The sequence below is a fragment of the Streptococcus sp. FSL E2-3494 genome, assembly GCF_038007085.1.
Lineage (GTDB): Bacteria > Bacillota > Bacilli > Lactobacillales > Streptococcaceae > Streptococcus > Streptococcus thermophilus.
This window is the reverse complement of the sequence record NZ_JBBOWN010000001.1, coordinates 401,443-418,843: the sequence shown is the minus strand read 5'-3', so window position 1 is coordinate 418,843 and position 17,401 is coordinate 401,443. Positions and strand designations below refer to the sequence as shown.

Below are 17,401 nucleotides of genomic sequence, written 5' to 3'. Positions count from 1 at the left end.
AGATATCTAGGTCTCCGTTTTTATACCTTGAAATATTGATTCTCACCATGGCTTTTACCTCCTTGATGAATCCTTATCTTCTTTACATTTTTATTATAATGTAAACGCTTACTTTTATCAATCTTTTTCTCTAGGAAATGCAAGATTTTTTGAAAAAAGATTTCTTTGCTACAATAGATATATGTTAGATTTAAAAGAATATGGCATTGTTATGTGGGATGCTGAGAAAATTGTATCTTTTCGTCGCACCCTCCTGGACTGGTACGATCGTGAAAAACGGGACCTACCTTGGCGTCGAATTAAGAATCCCTACTATATCTGGGTCAGTGAAATCATGTTACAACAAACTCAAGTGCAGACTGTCATTCCCTATTACGAGTGCTTTTTAGACTGGTTTCCAACAGTTAAGGATTTGGCTGAGGCTCCAGAAGAAAAACTCCTCAAAGCTTGGGAGGGTCTAGGTTACTACTCACGTGTCCGAAACATGCAAAAGGCTGCACAACAAATCATGACTGACTTTGCTGGTCAGTTCCCAGATACTTATGACAATATTGCAAAACTCAAGGGGATCGGCCCCTATACTGCTGGTGCTATTTCTAGCATCGCTTTTGATCTCCCTGAACCTGCTGTTGATGGGAATGTTATGCGAGTCATGGCTCGCCTCTTTGAAGTTAACTATGACATCGGAGACCCTAAGAATCGTAAGATTTTCCAAGCTATTATGGAAATTTTGATTGATCCTGACCGTCCAGGTGACTTCAATCAGGCGCTTATGGACCTCGGGTCCGATATCGAATCGGCTAAAAATCCAAGACCAGACGAAAGTCCTATTCGCTTTTTCTGTGCAGCCTATCTCAATGGAACCTATGACAAATACCCCATCAAATTGCCAAAGAAAAAGCCCAAACCTGTGCAAATTCAGGCTTTTATTATCAGAAATATGAAGGGTGAATTTCTTCTAGAAAAAAATATCGACGGGCGCCTACTAGGTGGTTTCTGGACTTTCCCTATCATAGAGACGGACTTTATTGGCCAACAACTCAGTCTTTTTAAAAAGGATAATTGTGCCCTCGAAACCGTTTCACAAAAAGCTATTTTCGAGGAAAATTATGCTCTTAAACCAGTCTGGGCAGACAATAACTTTACACCCGTAAAACATACCTTCAGCCACCAAAAATGGACCATCGAAATAGTGGAAGGTATTGTTAAAGATGACAAACTCCCTACCCACAAGGAGCTATGCTGGGTAACGACTGAGGACTTTAACCAGTTCCCAATGGCCACACCACAGAAAAAAATGATTAAAACTTATGAAGATAGCAAAAAAGGGTAGCATCGCGCTAGCCTTTTTCTTATGCGCCAAGTTTATCGTACTTACGGCTATGACCCTTAATATAACCAATCAAAATAATAGTGCTATCATAAGAGTCAGTAAATAGCTTTCCTCTGTTTACTTGACTTATATTTTTTAAGATAGGATATAATTGACCTATCAAAAAGAGTCAACAAACCCATACAAACCATCCCTATTATATAACTTTTCAAATCAAACATGGGTTCTCCTTTTGCTTTTTTAAGCTCCTATCACAGCTTCTGGTTCCTCTTTTATTTATGATAGATTGCAAGAATAAGTGCATAAAAATAATAACATAAATGTCACTATGGGGAACAAAGCCATTGAGAATACAAATCCCAACCGCTTTGTCTTATTTTACGATAATGAAAATCAGATGATTGACCTAACTCAAGATCACTTTGTGTTCCTAAAAGTCTATCTTTATTATTATCAGATTCGTTATTGTCTAGAATAGAAACTCCCGAAGAAATCATAAAAAGTTGTGAACTTCCTACAGATTCCCCCGCCCAACTATACTCCTTCAAAATACAGCCTTTTACTTCTCCGAATTTCAATATAATAATTGTACCAGATTGTGTGACTCTATCCTTGCTAAATACAATAGTGTCTCCTCTTCCATTTTCTCAAGTTCCTTCCAGAATACTAAAATCACCATCCTAAATAGCATCGATATCTATTCCAGTCTCTTTGCTTGACTTACTGTTGCTACTACTTTCTTCTGTATTGTCAGTCGCTACTTGAGTCATCAAAGTCGTACCAGTCTTCGGAAAACAAGTCCAAGGTCTGAACGTCTCCCAGGCTAACCTTACTTGCACCATCTGTCGTCTCAGATATGCTGAAATCAACCGATTGAAGCTGATTAAAGGTACCATCTTTATAGCATTTCATAGTGCTCAAGCTTAGCAAAGGTTCCAGCACTTTTGGCAAATACAAGCTCATCATCATTATTAAGATAATATAATGCATGAACACTGTCAGGAGTATCAATCAAAACCTCAGCCGAGCCATCATTATTGATATCTACATAGCTATATTGGACTTTTTCACCCACTCTATTGGCTTCAAAAATCGTATTAGTTGAATAAGCTTCCTCAGTTGAGAGGTTGCTTGGAACAGCTGATGTATCACGGTTTAAGGCAATAGATCGATAGAGGTCCAAGACCAAAGCATAGAGCTCATCGTAGCTCACTTCCTCGGTTTCGGACGAATCGCCACTCACTTGCTCAGACTTAGCAGTACCGTCTCCTGATCCTGAACCATCCGTATGTGTTGCGTTTACAAGCTGTCAGCAAGAACAAACTTGATAAGAGCGCAAATCCTGTTTATTTCTTTTTCATAACTATTCTTTCATAAAAAATGACCTAATAAAAACATTAAATCACTTAAATCTCTTTAGTATTACATCAACAATTACACAGGTGATAAGTTAAGTATTTTTTTGAGAAATCAATCTATATTTTTATATCTCTAATCGTTTATACAATTGGACTAAATGCTATGTTTTAGCAATTCTAAACTAGATTAAATTAGAAGATTAATTAAATTATCTATAGATTAAGCAATAATCCTTTATAATTACAAGTAGTTCTACCAAAAAAGCCGGACCTCAGTCCAGCTTTTATCTGTCTATTTCTACTTGGTCATAAAGTAGGTGATAATCACCAATACTGCTACGATACCCCAGGACAACGGCTAGAAACCCCAGCATATAACGCAGGAGAAAATAGGTAAATGGGAGATTTTCTTTCATGCTTTACTTTGCCTCATACCATGTACAGCCCTCATTTTCATCTGCGATGAGTGGGACAGCGAGTTCTACTGCAGATTCCATGGTTTCTTTAACCAAAGCTTTCATAGCTAAAAGTTCGTCGCTTGGCACCTCAAGGACGATTTCATCGTGTACTTGGAGGAGCATCTTGGTTTTATAGCCACCTTCTACCAGAGCCTTGTCTAAGTTAATCATAGCAATCTTGAGGATATCAGCAGCACTTCCTTGGATAGGAGAGTTTATGGCTGTTCGCTCTGCGAAGTTACGGACATTAAAGTTACGAGAATTGATATCTGGCAACTCACGACGGCGGTGGAAGAGGGTTGATACATATCCTTTATCCTTGGCTTCACGAACCACATTATCCATATAAGCCTTAATACCAGGATAACGCTCAAAATAGGTGTCAATATACTCCTTGGCCTTCTTACGGCTAATACCAAGGTTGTTAGAAAGACCAAAGTCAGAAATACCATAAACGATACCGAAGTTAACAGCCTTAGCGTTACGACGGTCGTTAGGTGTGACATCCTCTGGCTTTTCAATACCAAAGACACGCATGGCTGTAGAGGTATGGATATCCGCCCCCTCCTTAAAGGCTGCAATCAAATGCTCATCTCCCGAAATGTGGGCAAGCACGCGCAACTCAATTTGTGAGTAATCCGAGCTTAGTAGCACTGCGTCCTTAGTCGATGGGACAAAGGCCTTACGGATGAGACGACCCTGCTCCAAGCGAACGGGGATATTTTGCAAGTTAGGATCCACAGATGAGAGTCGACCTGTCTGGGTCAAATCTTGCATGTAACGGGTATGGATCTTACCATCCTCAAGGATATAATCCTGAAGCCCCAAGACATAGGTAGACTGAAGCTTAGTGATTTGGCGGTACTCTAAAATCTTAGCTACTATTGGAGCAATTGGTGCCAAACGTTCAAGGACATCCACTGCCGTTGAATAACCTGTCTTGGTTTTCTTAGTGTATTCCAAAGGTAGACCCATTTTTTCAAAGAGGATAACACCCAACTGTTTAGGCGAGTTAATATTGAATTCTTCGCCCGCCATTTCGTAGATGTCTTGGGTCAATTTGTCGATGACTGCTTGGTTTTCCACTGCCATCTCGTTAAGGGTTTGTCCATCGACCTTAATACCAGCCATTTCCATCTTGGCTAACACATTTGCCAATGGTAATTCCATGTCAAAGAGAAGCTCTGATTGGCCATGTTCAGCTAACTTTTCTAGCATGACCGGTTTGGCAACCTGAAGGACCTTGACTTTTTTTGCCAGGTGGCTGAGCAAGACCTCTTTTTCAGGAATGGAACGCTTAGCTCCCTTACCATAGACTACCTCATCTGTTTCCAGTGATAAATCTGTGTAGAGACGAGCAATTGTTGACAATTCATTGTCCTCAACAGTTGAGAGCAAATACTTGGCCAAACGGGCATCAAAATTAGCTGTCGGCAAGTCAATACCTAGATGGCTCAAAAGGACCTTACTGCGCTTGAAATCGTAGATATTAACAGCCTTAGAAAGAGCTGCTTGGAATGCTTCTGATTTGAGTAGGTCAGTATCTGTAGACGCATAAATCTGCTTTTCATTTCCCCAAGCAAAACCGATGATAGGTTCTGTGTGATAATTGTCACCGAGGATTTCAAAATAGAAGAAATCTTCAGAGCTAAAGTGATCCGCTGTCACTTGGCTAGGCTCTACATAGGCCACATCAAAATCCTGTGGGACAGCCTCTCCGCGAAGAGCATTTTTGAAATGAACAAAGCCCATCTCGTCATAAAAGGCTAGCAATTTTTCAAGGTTAGGTCCCTTAAAGGCCGTATCATCTAGGCCAATTTCAATAGGTGACTGTGTATCAATGGTCGCCAAGGTCTTAGAAAGGAAGGCTTGTTCCTTGTCGTTGATGAGATTTTCCTTCATTTTGGACTTTTTCATCTCATCAATGTGGTCATAGATGCCTTCAAGGGAACCGTGTTCCAAGAGGAGCTTGAGACCAGTCTTTTCACCTATCTTAGTAACTCCTGGAATATTGTCGGACTTGTCACCCATGAGGGCCTTAAGATCGACGAATTGAGCTGGAGTAATCCCCATTTTCTCCATGAGATAGTCAGGAGTGAAGGCCTCAAACTCAGCTACGCCTTTCTTCGAAATCTCAACGACTGTATTTTCATCAGTCAGCTGAATCAAGTCTTTATCCCCAGAAACAACAGTAATTTGAAAGGCCTCACTAGTATTTTCAGCCATCTTAGCTAAGGTACCGATAATGTCATCTGCTTCGTACTGAGCCAAGTCATAATAGGCAATGCCACGTGCAGCCAACATCTCACGGATATAAGGGAGCTGTTCACGGAATTCCTCTGGAGTCTTGGCACGACCAGCCTTATAGTCCGCAAACATCTCTGTACGAAAAGTTGTTTTTCCCGCATCAAAAGCTACTAAGACATGGGTCGGCTGAATACGCTCAAGTAGGTTGTCCAACATAAGGTGAAAGCCGTAGATGGCATTGGTATGAAGGCCGTTATTGTTACGAAAACGGTCAATTTGATTATAGAGTGCGAAAAAAGCACGAAAGGCAACGGACGAACCGTCGATTAATAGTAATTTTTTTTGATTAGTCATAGGTTTATTATAGCATAGATGGGTGCATTGGTTTTGATTGAAAATCTCTTATTTTGAGAAGACTGTTTTGTAAAATAAACATTCATAAATAATAAGCCATAAGGAAAATTGTCCATCGACAAATTTTAGAACGAATCAGTCAACAGTATTGTTACAGGTATTTCCCAGCTCCACGTCCTATAGTAAAATATGCTATAATAGGAGCTATGAACACAAAGATTTTAGACCAATTAGAATTTAACAAGGTCAAAGACCAGTTCACAGAATACCTGCAGACCGAACAGGCTCAGGCGGAGTTACGTGACTTGGTGCCTATGACCAATCCAGAAAGAATTCAAAACCAATTTACAGAAATCCAAGAAATGTCTGAGATTTTCGTAGAGCATCATGGCTTTGCCATTGGTAGCTTAAGAGATATTTCTGAGCCCTTGCGTCGCTTGGAACTGGATGCTGACCTCAACATCCAGGAGCTCATTGCTATCAAGAAGGTCTTGCAAGCTTCAGCTGACCTTAGCCGCTTCTACGCTGACCTTGAAAATGTTGAACTCATCGCTCTTAAACGTCTTTTTGAAAAGATTGAGGCCTTTCCAAGTCTACAAGGTAGTCTTCAAAGTATTAATGATGGTGGTTTTATTGAGCATTTTGCTAGTCCTGAGTTGCAAAATATCCGTCGTCAACTTAAGGCTTGTGATGATGCCATTCGCCAGACCTTGCAAGACATTCTCAAGAAATCTGGGCACATGTTAGCCGAGAACTTAATTGCTAGTCGTAATGGCCGTTCAGTGCTTCCTGTCAAAAATACCTACCGTAACCGTATTGCGGGGGTTGTTCATGACATCTCAAGCTCTGGGAACACAGTGTATATCGAGCCACGAGCCGTTATCCAGCTTAACGAAAAAATTACACAATTACGTGCAGACGAGCGCCATGAGATGGCACGTATCCTACATGAACTGTCTGATCAACTCCGTCCACATACTGCTGCCATCGCTAACAATGCTTGGATTTTGGGCCATATGGACTTCATTAGAGGAAAATACCTCTATCTCCATGATAAAAAGGCAATTATTCCAGAGATTAGTGACAACCAAACACTCCAACTGCTTAACGTTCGTCACCCTCTTTTAATCAATCCAGTAGCCAACGATTTGCGCTTTGATGAGGATCTCACGGTCATTGTCATTACAGGTCCCAATACTGGTGGTAAAACGGTCATGCTTAAAACTCTAGGACTAGCTCAACTAATGGCTCAATCTGGTCTGCCAATTTTGGCTGATAAGGGCAGTCGTGTAGCCATTTTCCAAGAGATTTTTGCGGATATCGGAGACGAACAGTCTATCGAACAGAGCTTGTCAACTTTCTCTAGTCACATGACGCACATTGTCGAGATTTTGAACACTGCCGACAGCAATAGCTTGGTCTTGGTCGATGAGCTTGGGGCTGGTACCGACCCTCAGGAAGGGGCTAGTCTAGCCATGGCAATCCTAGAGCACCTCCGTTTGAGCCAGATTAAGACCATGGCTACTACTCACTATCCTGAGCTTAAGGCCTATGGGATTGAGACACAACATGTGGAAAATGCTAGCATGGAGTTTGACACAGCAACTCTAAGACCTACCTATCGCTTTATGCAAGGGGTTCCTGGTCGCTCTAACGCCTTTGAGATTGCTCGCCGCCTCGGTCTGAATGAGATTATTGTCAAGGAAGCAGAAAACCTCACTGATACGGATAGTGATGTCAACCGTATCATCGAGCAACTTGAAGCCCAAACTGTAGAAACACAAAAACGTCTGGAGCACATCAAGGACGTTGAGCAAGAGAACCTTAAATTCAACCGTGCGGTCAAGAAACTCTATAATGAATTCTCCCATGAGTACGACAAGGAACTCGAAAAGGCTCAAAAAGAAATTCAAGAGATGGTGGATACAGCTTTAGCTGAAAGCGATAGTATTCTCAAAAATCTCCATGATAAGAGTCAACTCAAGCCTCATGAAGTTATCGACGCCAAAGGGAAACTTAAGAAACTTGCCGCACAAGTCGACCTTTCTAAGAACAAGGTTCTTCGTAAAGCCAAGAAAGAAAAGGCTGCGCGTGCCCCTCGTGTCGGTGATGATATCATCGTTACTGCCTATGGGCAACGTGGTACGCTCACCAGTCAAGCCAAAAATGGTAACTGGGAAGCTCAAGTGGGTCTCATCAAGATGAGCCTAAAGGCAGACGAATTCACTCTGGTTCGTGCCCAAGCAGAAGCACAACAACCCAAGAAAAAACAAATTAATGTGGTTAAAAAAGCCAAGAAGACATCTTCTGATGGGCCTCGTGCCCGTCTAGACCTTCGTGGGAAACGTTACGAAGAAGCCATGCAAGAGCTCGATGCCTTTATTGACCAAGCTCTACTTAACAACATGAGTCAGGTGGAAATCATTCACGGTATTGGTACCGGTGTCATCCGAGATGCTGTAACCAAATATCTCCGCCGTCATCGCCATGTTAAAAATTTTGAATATGCCCCACAAAGTGCTGGTGGTTCCGGATGTACCATCGCAACCTTGGGTTAAAACTAATTAAGAGAGACTGAGACACTATGTCCAGTCTTTTTCATATATCTCAAATCCAAACACAAAAAAGTCTCCCTTAAGCAAGGAAGACGTCTGTTTTCTATATCACACTTGTCCACAAGTGTTGGATAATCTGGCTAACTGGAAAATTCCAATTAATTAAAAGACGCAAAACCCAGCTAGATGACAAGACTGTTTGAATATTGTTTATGGGAACGGTCGCAAGGATATTCCCCAACATCGTCAAAGGTACCAGACTTACCAAGGAAGCCAAAACACCGCCTATCACTTTGAACCGTGTCTGATCAAGGCGCTCAATTCTCACAAAATGGAAGAAAATCCCAAGAAAACGCAAACCATAATAGGCCACACAATAAATGGCGAAGTAGGCGACGCCCGCATAATAGACACGGTCAAGTGAGAAGATATTCTGGTCTGTAAAAAAAGCTACACTGGCATCTTTAGTTGGATTAGTATAAGGTACCCAAAGATTGATAGCCTCTCCTAGAGACTTATAAAAATAGGCCGCGACGCACATGGCGATAATGACTGAAACCACGTAATAGGCTTGCATAAAGAGACCTCTTCGGTAGCCAATATAGAAATTCCAAGCCATGAGGGCTAAGACAAGGAGTCCAATCATGCGTCTTCCTCATCGTCATCACTTTGAGCTGTCGCCTTGACTTTAAGTTGTTCGAGTTGCTTAGCTCTCAAAATTTCCAACTCTTTTTCCATATCTTCAACTTGAATTTCACGTTCCAACTGAGTCGACAAAGAGTTGATGGCCATTAGGATAGCAATCGTTTCATTATCAGCATTTTTCATCTGCTTTTTAATAATTTTATATTTTTCATAAGCAACACGCTCCACCTCTTCCATGAATAAGTTATCCTTATCAGTTGTTAGCGTGAGATTTTTTTCTCCAAAATGAAATTTGTAACGGTTTTTGTTTGCCATTTGCTTATTAACTGCCTAATCAATGGTGGACATGGAGTCTCCACCGCAGCTTCTCCTTATTTTTGTTTTTAGCACCCTTTTTAGTCAGATTTTAACACCTTCTCCAGGGCGTGTTCGACACATAAATACCAACTGACTCCTCCAATCATCGAAAAAAAGAGCAGAATTTGGCATTCTCTTTCTAATCATTATATCCTAAATTTTAAATTTCGTAAATTTTAGACTTTGTTCTTCTCCAGAAAAATCATTTTTCAAGGATTCCTAACCTGTAAAATATCTACCAATTTTCCTTTTTTGTGCTAAAATAGATTCCATGGGCACAATCGTATTAAAAATGACAGCAGAGCAGATTTCAGTACTCCAGAAGGATCTAGCAAGCTATGCAACTGCGACTAAAAATCCATACGCTTTTTTTTCAGCCAAGGTCGATGGAACAAGTGTCATCGCCTATACTTCAGGCAAGGTGACCTTCCAGGGTGCTAAACCAGAAATCCTAGCTAGCCGTTTTGGTTACCAAGCTGAGCCTAAGCAGTCACCTGATGGGCAAAACCTAGCCCTAATTGGATCAGACGAAGTCGGAAACGGCTCCTATTTTGGTGGTTTGGCTGTTGTAGCTAGCCTAGTTACTCCCGCTGACCATGCTTTTTTGAAATCTCTAGGAGTCGACGATTCTAAAAATCTAAATGATAGCAAGATTCGTCAGATTGCACCTCTCTTGGAGGAGAAAATTCCCCACAAAGCACTCCTACTTTCTCCTAGAAAGTACAATGAGGTAGTTGGAGACGGTAAAGCTCACAATGCTGTATCCGTCAAAGTAGCCCTCCACAATCAGGCTATTTTCCTACTATTACAATCTGGTGCTAAACCAGATAAGATTGTCATTGATGCTTTTATCAGTGAGAAGAATTATCAAAAATACCTCAAGAACGAACGCAATCACTTTGAATTCCCCATCACTCTAGAAGAAAAGGCTGAAGGTAAATACTTGGCCGTCGCGGTGAGCTCTATCATTGCTCGAAACCTCTTCCTGGAAAATCTGGATAAACTCAGCCAAGAGGTGGGTTACACCCTTCCTTCAGGTGCTGGTGCCAAGTCAGACCAGGTCGCTGCTAAACTCCTTCAAGCTTATGGAGACCAGGCTCTCCAGACTACTGCTAAATATCATTTTGCCAATACTAAAAAAGCCTACCAACGCTTAAAATAAACCTGAAAGGCCTTAACTATGCAAAACAAATGGACCCGATATTTCCTCACTTTTCTTCATGAATGGGGACTCTTCATTCTCTTTATCAGTCTCTTCCTCTTGACCCGTCTCTTCCTCTGGCTCCCTGTTCAGGTTGAAGGACACTCAATGGATCCTACCCTAGCAGATGGACAACGTGTGATCGTTTTAAAACACACGTCCATTGAGCGTTTTGACATTGTCGTTGCCAAGGAAGTTGAAAATGGTAAGACTAAACAAATCGTAAAACGTATCATCGGTATGCCAGGTGATACCATTACCTATCAAAACGATAAACTTACTATCAATGGTAAAGAAGTTAAGGAAGAATACCTCAAAGAATTCCACGCTGCCTTTGCTAAGGATAAACTCCAAAAAGAGTACGCCTACAGCGACTACTTCCAACAACTGGCTAAGGAATCAAAGGCCTTCACTGTCAATGCTGACAAAAACACTACTTTTTCTGTCACTGTTCCTGAAGGCAAATATTTCTTACTCGGAGATAACCGTATCGTTTCAAAAGATAGCCGCGAAGTTGGTTACTTTGACAAGAGTGCTCTTGTCGGGGAAGTCAAATTCCGCTTCTGGCCACTTGATAAAATTGGCACAGTTGAGGACAACTAAGAACACTAAATAAGATAAGGTTGGGGAGACCCAGCCTTATTATGTATCTAGGAAAAAACACATGCAAGAATTTTATTTTTCAGGAACTATCGAGCGCATCATTTTTGAAAATGCCAGTAATTTTTTTCGTATCCTACTCTTAGAAATTGATGAAACTGACAGTGATTTTGAAGACTATGAAATCATTGTTACTGGAACTATGGGGGATGTCATGGAGGGGGAAGACTATACCTTCTGGGGTCAGCTAACCAATCACCCCAAATATGGCAAACAACTCCAAATGACTCGCTACGAGCGTTCAAAACCCTCTGCCAGTGGCCTTATCAAATATTTCTCCAGTGATAATTTCAAAGGAATCGGTAAGAAAACGGCCGAGCGTATTGTCGAGATTTATGGCGAAGACCCTATTGACAAGATTCTCGAAGACCCTAGTAAATTAGAGCAGATTCCTAATCTGTCCAAGGTAAACCGAGAAGCCTTCCTTGCAAAATTAAAAATCAACTATGGTACTGAACAAATCTTGTCCAAACTTTCCAGCTATGGACTCACACCAAAGGCTGCCTCACAAATTTTCAACCAATATAAGGAAGAATCACTTAACCTTATCGAAAAATATCCTTATCTCTTGGTAGAGGAAGTCCAGGGAATTGGATTTAAAATGGCCGATCAACTAGCCGAACGCCTAGGGATTGCTAGCGATGCTCCTGAGCGTTTACGAGCCGCCCTAATTCACTGTCTGCTAGAAGCTAGTATGGAAGAAGGGGACACCTACATCGAAGCCAAGTCCTTGCTTGAACGGACTATCATTCTTTTGGAAAGTTCTCGCCAGATTGAACTTGACCCTGCCTTGGTTGCTCACCAATTAACCAACCTCATCCAAGAGGATAAGGTGCAAAATATAGAGACTAAAATTTTTGATAATACCCTATATTTTGCAGAACAGGGCATCTATACCCACCTAACTCGTATCACGAAAGACCAGCCTGACATCAGTGCTGAGGACAAAATCCAAGCAAGTCTTGAAAGGGTGGAAGATGAGCTTGGTATCACCTATGATAAGGTTCAAAAAGATGCCATTATTAAAGCCCTACAAAGCAAGGTCTTCATCCTGACAGGTGGTCCCGGAACAGGGAAAACCACTGTTATTAACGGAATTATTAAAACCTATGCTGACCTTCATGGTTTAGACCTCAAAAAGTCTGATTTACCCATTATTTTAGCAGCGCCAACGGGACGGGCTGCTCGTCGGATGAACGAACTGACCAAGCTCCCTAGTGCCACTATCCATAGACATTTGGGGCTTAATGGCGAGGACGATTTCAAGACCTTAGATGACTATCTCGATTGCGATTTGATTATCATCGATGAGTTCTCTATGGTTGATACTTGGTTGGCCAATCAACTCTTCGAAAGCATTTCCGATACTACTCAAGTAATCATTGTAGGTGACCAAGATCAACTACCTTCTGTAGGCCCTGGCCAAGTCTTAGCTGACCTTTTGCAGATTGATGACTTGCCTAAGGTTTCCCTAACCAAAATTTTCAGACAATCTGAGGATTCCACTATTGTTACCTTAGCTAGCCAGATGCGCCAAGGCCAACTACCCACTGATTTCACAGAGAAAAAAGCTGACCGATCATACTTTGAGGCTAATGCTAACCATATTCCACAGATGGTCCCTAAAATTGTCTCTGCCGCTATTAAAAGTGGGATCGCTGCTCAGGATGTACAGATTCTGGCCCCCATGTACCGGGGACAGGCTGGTATCAACAATCTCAATACCATTATGCAGGATCTACTTAATCCCAAAGAAAAAGCCAATCAATTTGCCTTTAATGATATTTTCTTCCGTAAGAATGACAAGATTCTCCACCTGGTCAACGATACAGAACTCAATGTCTTCAATGGCGATATCGGAATCATTACTGATCTCATACCTGGTAAATATACTGAAAGTAAGCAAGACGAAATTTACATGTCCTTCGATGGCAATGAGGTTATCTATCCTCGTAACGAATGGAATAAGATTACTCTGGCCTATGCCATGTCTATACACAAATCCCAAGGGAGTGAATTCCCAGTCGTTATCCTTCCCATCACACGCCAAAGTGGGCGTATGCTGCAACGTAACCTCATCTACACCGCTATCACACGCGCCAAGAGTAAACTGGTCATGTTGGGGGAAATCGCAGCCTTCGATTATGCCGTTCACAACGAGGGGGCCAAACGTAATACCTACCTCATCCAACGTTTTGAACAAACTTATACACAAGCTGTTGATAAGTCTGTCGAAAAAAATGTTAAAAACGAGGGAACAGACGCCTTCAATCAAACAAAAACGGAAAACAATAGACCCTCAGAAACCATTGAAAACAAAGACTTCTCGGAAAATATCAATCCATCCCAAACTCTTATTAACACTTATTCACATCCTGTGGATAAGTCTGTTAACAAACCTGTGCAAACAGAAGAAAACTATCGTTTAACTGAAGAAAATTGGGCAACTATCGACCCAATGATAGGTCTCAGCGAAGACGATATTGCAGCCTTTTTTAACAACAACTAGGAAAAAAAGACTTGGAGTCGCTCTGAATGAGCCACTTTTCAAGTCTTTTCATTTACTAAAATACTAAACGAATCAGGGCCATAGACACTATACCGACTGTTACTGCATAGAGCAGATTTTTACTCTTAAATGCTACAATTACCGTTGGCACCGAAGCCAGGATTTCCATCCACTTAAGCTGTGGCAAGTGACCGATTTTCTCAGTCATAAGGCTTGAGAGAATCAGTGCAAAGAGAATAGAAACTGGTAGGTAGTGCAAAAATTGAACAACAATATCTGGTAATCCCTTATATTTCACTAAGATAAAAGGGAGGACACGAGGAACCCAGCTGACCACAAACCCTAGTAAAATAGCGATAAGAATGAAGCTATTGACGGCCATCACACATTACTACCCCCACACTACATCCAATCAAAGTAGCCACTAGAACAGCCAAAGATTCTGATAAAATGATGCTAAAGCTCAGATATGCCACAGCAATAGATAACAGAATCAGAAACAGTTTACGCACTCCTTCACATAGCAAGGCATCAAACTGACTACTTAACAAACCAATAAACATGGCAATCAAGGCAAAATCCAAACCAAAAAGCTCAGGATTTGGAATCATTGAGCCAATTAAACAACCAACAACTGACGACACAATCCAAACCAAATAACTGAAAATATTATTACCATGCATCCAGTTAGAGGGAATATCTTTATGATGTACATATTCTCCTAATAAGACACCATAACTTTCATCCGTAATCAAACTACCAATTCCCAGCTGATTCCAGAGACTTGTTTTGGTAAAAATCGTTGTTGCATGTAAACTCATCAACATGTTACGCAAATTAACTAAGAAAACAGTCAAGGTTAACTCACCAAGGCCAGCTCCTGAAACGACTAAAGCACACATAGCAAACTGAGCCGAGCCACCATAGACAAATGCACACATGAGAGCAACCTCAAGAGCCGATAGACCAGAAGCTGCCGCTACGACACCAAATGCTAGACCAATAGCCACATATCCTAGAGCTGTCGGTACTGCGGCTTTCATACCCGAACGAAAGTCAGACACACTCAATTCCTTTCTAAATGAACCTCTTACCAGACGAGTAAGAGGTTCTTCTTATTCTTCAAATCCTGCAAAGGCTAGACTTGGTTTAGCATTTAAATCCAAGTCAGCAAAATGTTTTTTATCACATTCAATAGCTGCTGCTAAAGCAATCATACCAGCATTATCACCACAAAGACGCAAAGGCGGAATAACCACATCTACATCTGTGATTTCTTCAGCTAGGCGTTCACGTAAGCCCTGATTAGCTGCGACGCCCCCAGCAACAACAAGTGTCTTGACAGGGTAACGCTCTAAGGCTTTCTTGGTCTTAGCTAGGAGAATATCCAAAACAGCAGCTTGGAAGGAAGCACAAAGGTCTTCTGTGACTAAAACTTCCCCTTTCTGCTCAGCATTATGGTGCAAATTGATGAAGGCTGACTTCAAGCCTGAAAATGAAAACTCCAAGTGGTCTTCCTTAATCATGGCACGTGGGAAATCATAAACATCTTTCCCCTTATGAGCCAATTCATCAATCTCTCGTCCTGCTGGGTAGGTCAAGCCCATCACACGTCCCACCTTATCATAGGCTTCACCAACCGCATCGTCACGTGTCTCACCAACAATCTTGTAATTCCCTGGTTCTGACACATAAACCAACTCTGTGTGGCCTCCAGATACCAAAAGCGCTAGGAGGGGGTACTCCAACTCTTGAACCTCACGCGCCGCCATCAGATGCCCTGCCATATGATTGACCGGAATCAAAGGCAAACCGTGCGCCCATGCAAAGGCCTTAGCTGCTGCCATCCCAACCAAGAGGGCTCCAACCAATCCTGGACCATAGGTTACAGCTACAGCATCCAATTGTTCAGCAACAATTCCCGCCTCAGATAGAGCATCCTTAATACAAAGAGTCACTACTTCCACATGGTGACGGCTAGCCACCTCAGGAACAACGCCACCAAATCGTTTATGGCTTTCTACCTGACTAGCAATAATATTACTTAAAAGATCTTTCTCATTTTTTAAAACAGCAACTGAAGTCTCGTCACACGAGCTCTCCACCGCCAAAATATATCTATCTGCCATTAGATTTCCTCTCGCCTCATGATAACTGCATCCTCCTGAGGCTCATGATAATAATTTTTCCGAATTCCTAGACTTTCAAATCCAAATTTTCTGTATAGCGCCTGAGCGACTTGATTTGACGCTCTAACTTCAAGAAAGATGGGTTCACTACGCTCCTCTAAATACTTCATCAACTGACTGGCATACCCACGTCCCTGATAAGCTTTTAGAACCGCAATATTGGTAACTTCAATCTCACCAACTAAATTTTGAAGAGCTAAAAAACCAACAACTTCTTCTTGATTATAAACATAGAAATATTCAGTAGTGTCCAAAGCCAAGTCTGCTACCACCTGCTCAAGTGTCCATGGAGATTTGTCATAAACATCCGACAAAATCTGGTAAATGAGCTGAGCCTGTTCCTGACTACTCAATCTAGACGCGCTTGATGTAGTTGTCACGATTAGTCTCCTCATGTGTCTTAAGCCAGTTTTCCTCCGCCTCAACTCGCTTCAAGTAATGAGGGACAAAGGCATCCACATTAACAGGAGGCAAGGATAAGCCTAAACGACCAATTAACAGGGCTGACGGAAGACTTGGCAAGATAGTTGCCTCTGGAAGGCTTTCCTTAATCTGATCCACAAAATTAGCCACTTCACCTACAAAAGTTACCTTTTCAAAAGTTTTAGCTTGCTCAAGAACATCTGTAAAGGCAGCATGACGATCCGGGACGATAGCTTGGCCATTTTCATAAAATCCGACGTAAACATTATTACGACGGGCATCCATGATAGGAATTACAACACCATCAGCTGAGTGATCCATCAAGGCCTGCAAACTTGAAACTCCCACTAAATCAATGTCAAGGGCATATGCTAAAGTCTTAGCTGTTGCGACAGCCACACGAAGTCCTGTGTAGGAGCCGGGTCCTTGAGCAACAACAACACGGTCTAAATCAGCTGGTTGCCAGCTCACCTGAGCAACCAAAAAATCAATAGTGGGCATTAGACTAATACTATGATTCTTTTTCACTGTCACTGTTGCCTCTGCCACTAAATTCTCATCTTCCAACAAGGCTACTGATAAAGCAGTGCTGGAAGTATCAAATGCTAATATTTTCATCTTTTTTCCTTGTTTCTTTTTATGCTTCTCTATTATAACACAAGTAGTTGTTTCCCAAAAATGAACATTTCCCAACTTTTTCCGCCATTTTCTTTATCTACCCCTTATCTTATGGTACAATAATAGTAATCGTTATACGAATCAAGGCTACTACCTATTACTCATAAAAGTGAATATCAAAACGTCAAGTAAATCAGAGAAAAGTTTGACTTGACCGGTTTTTTTATAGAATGGTAGAGCCTTTTGGAAAGAAAGGAAAATCATGATTTATAAAGTTTTTTACCAAGAAACTAAAGAGCGTAGCCCACGCCGTGAACAGACAAAATCACTCTATCTAGATATCGATGCAGAAACTGAACTTGAGGGACGTATCCAAGCTCGTCAAATCATCGAAAAAAACACTGCCTACAACATCGAATTCATTGAGCTCCTCTCAGAAAAAGCCCTTGAATACGAAAAAGAAACAGGCGTTTTTGAAGTAACGGAGTTCTAAG

General features: G+C 41.5%; 17 protein-coding genes. 6 read left to right on the top strand and 11 right to left on the bottom strand.

Features of this window, described 5'->3' with window-relative positions:
* Positions 1 to 181: 181 nt before the first annotated feature.
* Positions 182 to 1,333: an A/G-specific adenine glycosylase gene (gene mutY / locus NST05_RS02240; RefSeq protein ID WP_084829104.1), complete on the top strand. Its 1,152-nt coding sequence runs from the start codon at positions 182 to 184 to the stop codon at positions 1,331 to 1,333.
* A gap of 326 nt (positions 1,334 to 1,659) precedes the next feature.
* Here mutY and NST05_RS02235 read toward each other — a convergent pair whose 3' ends face one another.
* The 4 genes from NST05_RS02235 to polA form a co-directional block, all read right to left on the bottom strand.
* Complete coding sequence (locus NST05_RS02235; RefSeq protein WP_223899628.1) at positions 1,660 to 1,830, bottom strand: hypothetical protein; 171 nt, start codon at positions 1,828 to 1,830, stop codon at positions 1,660 to 1,662.
* A 253-nt stretch (positions 1,831 to 2,083) separates the two neighbouring features.
* Positions 2,084 to 2,245: a hypothetical protein gene (locus tag NST05_RS02230; protein ID WP_014727699.1), complete on the bottom strand. Its 162-nt coding sequence runs from the start codon at positions 2,243 to 2,245 to the stop codon at positions 2,084 to 2,086.
* Entirely contained in the window at positions 2,232 to 2,546 is a 315-nt protein-coding gene (locus NST05_RS02225; RefSeq protein WP_014727700.1) for a hypothetical protein, read from the bottom strand. The genes NST05_RS02230 and NST05_RS02225 overlap by 14 nt, the downstream gene beginning before the upstream one ends.
* Positions 2,547 to 3,110: 564 nt before the next feature.
* Positions 3,111 to 5,750: a DNA polymerase I gene (gene polA / locus NST05_RS02220; RefSeq protein ID WP_084829105.1), complete on the bottom strand. Its 2,640-nt coding sequence runs from the start codon at positions 5,748 to 5,750 to the stop codon at positions 3,111 to 3,113.
* Positions 5,751 to 5,956: 206 nt separating this feature from the next.
* Between polA and NST05_RS02215 the strand changes: the two genes are divergently transcribed.
* Positions 5,957 to 8,308: an endonuclease MutS2 gene (locus tag NST05_RS02215; RefSeq protein WP_014621960.1), complete on the top strand. Its 2,352-nt coding sequence runs from the start codon at positions 5,957 to 5,959 to the stop codon at positions 8,306 to 8,308.
* Positions 8,309 to 8,408: 100 nt separating this feature from the next.
* On the opposite strand, the gene NST05_RS02210 is transcribed toward NST05_RS02215, so the two are convergent.
* Both NST05_RS02210 and NST05_RS02205 read right to left on the bottom strand, forming a co-directional pair.
* Complete coding sequence (locus NST05_RS02210; RefSeq protein ID WP_002947866.1) at positions 8,409 to 8,951, bottom strand: CvpA family protein; 543 nt, start codon at positions 8,949 to 8,951, stop codon at positions 8,409 to 8,411.
* Positions 8,948 to 9,265, bottom strand: coding sequence for a hypothetical protein (locus tag NST05_RS02205; protein WP_002947863.1), 318 nt, complete (start codon positions 9,263 to 9,265; stop codon positions 8,948 to 8,950). The genes NST05_RS02210 and NST05_RS02205 overlap by 4 nt, the downstream gene beginning before the upstream one ends.
* A 313-nt stretch (positions 9,266 to 9,578) precedes the next feature.
* Between NST05_RS02205 and rnhC the strand changes: the two genes are divergently transcribed.
* The 3 genes from rnhC to recD2 all read left to right on the top strand — a co-directional run bounded on the left by rnhC (position 9,579) and on the right by recD2 (position 13,677).
* A complete protein-coding gene (gene rnhC / locus NST05_RS02200; RefSeq protein WP_011681634.1) occupies positions 9,579 to 10,469 on the top strand; it encodes a ribonuclease HIII in 891 nt (296 codons plus the stop codon).
* Positions 10,470 to 10,487: 18 nt separating this feature from the next.
* Entirely contained in the window at positions 10,488 to 11,111 is a 624-nt protein-coding gene (gene lepB / locus NST05_RS02195; protein ID WP_002947854.1) for a signal peptidase I, read from the top strand.
* A gap of 61 nt (positions 11,112 to 11,172) precedes the next feature.
* A complete protein-coding gene (gene recD2, locus NST05_RS02190) occupies positions 11,173 to 13,677 on the top strand; it encodes an SF1B family DNA helicase RecD2 (protein ID WP_084829106.1) in 2,505 nt (834 codons plus the stop codon).
* 55 nt (positions 13,678 to 13,732) lie between these two features.
* Here the strand turns inward: recD2 and NST05_RS02185 are convergent, their stop codons facing one another.
* From NST05_RS02185 to tsaB, 5 genes are read right to left on the bottom strand one after another with little or no spacing between them, the layout of a single operon-like run.
* Positions 13,733 to 14,059: an AzlD domain-containing protein gene (locus tag NST05_RS02185; protein ID WP_011226559.1), complete on the bottom strand. Its 327-nt coding sequence runs from the start codon at positions 14,057 to 14,059 to the stop codon at positions 13,733 to 13,735.
* Entirely contained in the window at positions 14,046 to 14,741 is a 696-nt protein-coding gene (locus tag NST05_RS02180; RefSeq protein ID WP_011681637.1) for an AzlC family ABC transporter permease, read from the bottom strand. Before NST05_RS02180 ends, NST05_RS02185 begins: the two co-directional genes overlap by 14 nt.
* Before the next feature lie 51 nt (positions 14,742 to 14,792).
* Positions 14,793 to 15,806 (bottom strand): tRNA (adenosine(37)-N6)-threonylcarbamoyltransferase complex transferase subunit TsaD, encoded by a 1,014-nt coding sequence (gene tsaD / locus NST05_RS02175; RefSeq protein WP_011681638.1) that lies wholly within the window; start codon positions 15,804 to 15,806, stop codon positions 14,793 to 14,795.
* On the bottom strand, positions 15,806 to 16,219 hold the full coding sequence (gene rimI / locus NST05_RS02170; RefSeq protein ID WP_014621963.1) for a ribosomal protein S18-alanine N-acetyltransferase: 414 nt from the start codon (positions 16,217 to 16,219) through the stop codon (positions 15,806 to 15,808). The genes tsaD and rimI overlap by 1 nt, the downstream gene beginning before the upstream one ends.
* A 1-nt stretch (position 16,220) precedes the next feature.
* Entirely contained in the window at positions 16,221 to 16,907 is a 687-nt protein-coding gene (tsaB, locus tag NST05_RS02165) for a tRNA (adenosine(37)-N6)-threonylcarbamoyltransferase complex dimerization subunit type 1 TsaB (RefSeq protein ID WP_084829107.1), read from the bottom strand.
* A gap of 262 nt (positions 16,908 to 17,169) precedes the next feature.
* Here tsaB and NST05_RS02160 point away from each other — a divergent pair, with 262 nt between their 5' ends.
* A complete protein-coding gene (locus tag NST05_RS02160; protein WP_002947111.1) occupies positions 17,170 to 17,400 on the top strand; it encodes a DNA-dependent RNA polymerase subunit epsilon in 231 nt (76 codons plus the stop codon).
* Position 17,401: the final 1 nt, after the last annotated feature.

Coding starts and splice junctions, on each gene's coding strand:
- rnhC (WP_011681634.1), top strand. CDS start 9,579: ATGGGCACAATCGTATTAAAAATGACAGCAGAGCAGATTTCAGTACTC.
- NST05_RS02205 (WP_002947863.1), bottom strand. CDS start 9,265: ATGGCAAACAAAAACCGTTACAAATTTCATTTTGGAGAAAAAAATCTC.
- NST05_RS02215 (WP_014621960.1), top strand. CDS start 5,957: ATGAACACAAAGATTTTAGACCAATTAGAATTTAACAAGGTCAAAGAC.
- NST05_RS02185 (WP_011226559.1), bottom strand. CDS start 14,059: ATGGCCGTCAATAGCTTCATTCTTATCGCTATTTTACTAGGGTTTGTG.
- NST05_RS02160 (WP_002947111.1), top strand. CDS start 17,170: ATGATTTATAAAGTTTTTTACCAAGAAACTAAAGAGCGTAGCCCACGC.
- tsaD (WP_011681638.1), bottom strand. CDS start 15,806: ATGGCAGATAGATATATTTTGGCGGTGGAGAGCTCGTGTGACGAGACT.
- polA (WP_084829105.1), bottom strand. CDS start 5,750: ATGACTAATCAAAAAAAATTACTATTAATCGACGGTTCGTCCGTTGCC.
- lepB (WP_002947854.1), top strand. CDS start 10,488: ATGCAAAACAAATGGACCCGATATTTCCTCACTTTTCTTCATGAATGG.
- recD2 (WP_084829106.1), top strand. CDS start 11,173: ATGCAAGAATTTTATTTTTCAGGAACTATCGAGCGCATCATTTTTGAA.
- NST05_RS02210 (WP_002947866.1), bottom strand. CDS start 8,951: ATGATTGGACTCCTTGTCTTAGCCCTCATGGCTTGGAATTTCTATATT.
- mutY (WP_084829104.1), top strand. CDS start 182: ATGTTAGATTTAAAAGAATATGGCATTGTTATGTGGGATGCTGAGAAA.
- NST05_RS02230 (WP_014727699.1), bottom strand. CDS start 2,245: ATGAAATGCTATAAAGATGGTACCTTTAATCAGCTTCAATCGGTTGAT.
- tsaB (WP_084829107.1), bottom strand. CDS start 16,907: ATGAAAATATTAGCATTTGATACTTCCAGCACTGCTTTATCAGTAGCC.
- NST05_RS02235 (WP_223899628.1), bottom strand. CDS start 1,830: ATGATTTCTTCGGGAGTTTCTATTCTAGACAATAACGAATCTGATAAT.